Genomic DNA, 1,168 nt, shown 5'->3' on the forward strand with positions numbered 1-1,168 from the left:
AAATGGCAAAAGGTAAGTTTGAACGCACCAAGCCCCACGTCAACGTGGGCACCATCGGTCACGTCGACCACGGCAAGACAACCCTGACAGCGGCCATCGCGACCGTGCTGTCGGCCAAGTTCGGCGGCGAAGCCAAAAAATACGACGAAATCGACGCTGCTCCCGAAGAAAAAGCACGCGGTATTACCATCAACACCGCCCACGTTGAGTACGAAACCGCCAATCGCCACTACGCTCACGTCGATTGCCCCGGCCACGCCGACTACGTGAAGAACATGATTACCGGTGCCGCCCAGATGGACGGCGCTATTTTGGTGTGCTCCGCCGCTGACGGCCCCATGCCCCAAACCCGCGAGCACATCCTGCTGGCTCGCCAAGTGGGCGTGCCTTACATCATCGTCTTCCTGAACAAGTGCGACATGGTCGACGACGAAGAGTTGCTCGAACTGGTCGAAATGGAAGTGCGCGAGTTGTTGGACAAATACAACTTCCCCGGCGACGACACCCCCATCATCCGTGGTTCCGCCAAGCTGGCCCTGGAAGGCGACAAAGGCCCTCTGGGCGAACAAGCCATCGACAAGCTGGCCGAAGCCCTCGACACCTACATCCCCACGCCCGAGCGCGCTGTGGACGGTGCCTTCCTGATGCCCGTGGAAGACGTGTTCTCCATCTCTGGCCGTGGTACCGTGGTGACCGGTCGCGTTGAGCGCGGCATCATCAAGGTCGGCGAAGAAATCGAAATCGTCGGTATCCGCGACACCCAAAAGACTACCTGCACCGGCGTGGAAATGTTCCGCAAGCTGCTCGACCAAGGTCAAGCTGGCGACAACGTCGGTCTGCTGCTGCGCGGCACCAAGCGTGAAGACGTGGAGCGTGGCCAAGTGCTGTGCAAGCCCGGTTCCATCAAGCCCCACACCCACTTCACCGCTGAAGTGTACGTGTTGAGCAAAGACGAAGGCGGCCGCCACACCCCCTTCTTCAACAACTACCGCCCCCAGTTCTACTTCCGTACCACCGACGTGACTGGCGCCATCGAACTGCCCGAAGGCAAAGAAATGGTGATGCCTGGTGACAACGTGTCAATCACGGTCAAGCTGATCAACCCCATCGCTATGGAAGAAGGTCTGCGCTTCGCTATCCGCGAAGGCGGTCGTACCGTCGGCGCTGG

1 protein-coding gene is annotated in these 1,168 nt (G+C 59.8%); it reads left to right on the forward strand.

Going from position 1 to position 1,168, the window contains the following annotated elements:
• Positions 1–2: 2 nt before the first annotated feature.
• Positions 3–1,168 (forward strand): elongation factor Tu (tuf, locus tag ACYVB2_RS15445; RefSeq protein WP_460537254.1); only part of this gene is annotated, 1,166 nt, incomplete at its 3' end.

Source organism: Giesbergeria giesbergeri (genome assembly GCF_054779375.1).